Annotated in this window: 1 protein-coding gene and 1 pseudogene; one reads left to right on the top strand and one right to left on the bottom strand. The window is 67.3% G+C overall.

Annotated features, from left to right (window positions below):
* A pseudogene (locus AC27IQ_RS22875) lies at nt 1-925 on the bottom strand (hypothetical protein); the annotation flags it as partial.
* 668 nt (nt 926-1,593) lie between these two features.
* Here AC27IQ_RS22875 and AC27IQ_RS22870 point away from each other — a divergent pair.
* Nucleotides 1,594-2,220, top strand: a 627-nt coding sequence (locus AC27IQ_RS22870; RefSeq protein ID WP_487090910.1) for a hypothetical protein, incomplete at its 3' end; no start/stop codon positions are given.

Raw genomic sequence — 2,220 nt, 5'->3', positions numbered from 1 at the left:
TCTGCAGGCTGCGGCCCGGTCGGCCGTTCAATTCGCCGTCGAAAGCCCAGATGCCTGGCTGCACCACGATGTCGGTTCGCGACGAGCCGGACGCGCAGGTGGCCGGGCTGCCGAGCATGACGGCGCCCGCATGGCAGGCACCCATGAAGAAGGATTCGATCCCGTCCTTGCGCAGCGTGCCGGTGGCCATGCCGTAAGTGTCGACGGCGAACTGCTCGATCCGGTACGGACTGCGCTGCTGGGTGCCGGAGGGGTCCACGCAACTGGCGGTGCCGTCGGATTCGATGCCCTGGCCGCGCTTTTGGTAGGTGCCCGAGTAGGAGCACAGGCGGCCGTCGGACGTGCTCAGCTGGCTCATCAGGAAATTGCCGTCCCGCAGTTCGACGCGGTAGGAGGCGATGGGCGTCTGTGACAGGCGGGTGGAATAGGTCTGCAGGGTGTACTGCCCGCTGCTGCCACCTTGCACCGCGGATCCATACGTGAAGCGCGAGATGCGGCGCGTCACGTCGCCCGGCAGCGTGACGGTGCCGGAGGTGGGCGAATCGAAGGCCAGCTGGATCTCGCCCGGGCTGCCCGCCACTTCGCCATTGCCCGCACCGCCGCCGATCACGGGCGGCCCGTTGCGGAACTCCTGCAGGGGGCCCCGGAAGGCCGAGCTGTCGCCGCCGCGCAGGCCGCTGGCCTGCAGGAACACAGACGACCCGTCGGCGCGGTAGCCCAGGTAGGACACGATGAGGGCGCGGCCCTGCTCGGTATCGATCTGCAGGCTGCGCCCGGGCTGGCCATTTAGCTCGCCGTCGAAGGCCCACAGGCCCGGCTCCGGCTCGGCACTGGGCGGGGTGGTGGTCTGCGCCCAGGCCGACGAGGCCAGGATCAGGCCCCCGGCGCAGAGCGCGAGTGTCTTGGTCATTGCGAAACGGGACATGCGGGAAGCTCCTCCTTGGATTGGAATCAGGGTGCCGTGGCCTGCAACAGGCCCGACGCGAAATGCCTACCAGCCCCGTCGAGGCGGGCGGCAGTTCTGCGAAAAAAGCGGGGTCTGGCTGGCGGATGCCATCCGCGACCTTCCGGGAAAGGCGGTCCGTTGCCACCATCACCCGGTTTTGGATTTGCTCCTGTTTTTGTAGCTATATGCCCTAGGAAATCATGCGCTGCAGGCCTTTTCCTCCAAAAAAAATCCGTATCACCCACCTTCAGCGTGATCTTCACCGCCGCAGGACAAGGCCTGCGAAAAGTTCCTTCCGGCATATGGAATGAGGGGCGAAGACCCGTAATAGATACAAATTCAACGGGCCTGCCAATCCCCCCCTATGGTGGGGTGTGGGCTTTGACAAGCCCGCCCGGCGGGGCGAACGGCGCTGTGGCGCGGGGTTGCGCCCCTCGATCGATTCGACACTTTTCTACGTATTGAAACCTCTTTGACCGATGGTTTCGCCCGATCGCCGCTCCGGCGGTTACTTTCGGCGCGTGCATGCCGCCATGCACCGGCGCGAAAAAAAACCCAAGCCTCGCGACGCAGCCCCCGCTGCGCGCGGCCAGCGGCCACAACGCAAAACAGCGCCGTTTCCCATCCAGACGAGGAGACCACAACGCATGCAGAACGACGATCCGAAAGACCGCGCCGCCTTCGACTCGGCCATCCAGGCCCTGAAGGCGGAGATCGCCAACGCCGGGGCGCATCTCTCGCTGGATGCCTCGGCCCGGCTGGCCTACACCCGGCAGATCCAGGCCATGGCCAACGACCTGCAGTTCGAGGCGATGAGCGGCCGCATCACCTGGGCCCAGGCGGCCGAGCAGGCCCAGGTGGCGCGCAACACCATCATGGAGATCATCCGCGGGCGCAGCACGCCGGTTGGACGCGCCATGGCGCAGAGCCTGAAGGCCGAGGGCAAGACGCTCAACGAACTCATCGCCCGCAAGGCCCAGCAGATCCATGGGCCCACCGTGCAGTTCGACCGGCTCACCGCGGCGCAGCAGAACGCGGTGTATGGCGAGATCGTCCAGTCCGCCGGCCGTTCCAACCCCAAGGTCACGCAGACCATGCGCGGCCTGTCGCGCGCGGGCCGGGGGCTGATCGTGCTGTCCATTGCGCTGTCGGTCTACAACGTGGCGACGGCCAACGACAAGGCCGCCGCGGCGGGCAAGGAGCTTGCCGTGACCGGGGCGGGGATCGGCGGCGGCATCGCCGGGGGCGCGCTGGCGGGTCTGGCCTGCGGGCCC

Source organism: Acidovorax sp. KPB24-07 (assembly GCF_057543315.1).
The sequence above is the reverse complement of the archived record's forward strand: the minus strand, read 5'-3'. Positions and strand labels throughout refer to the sequence as shown.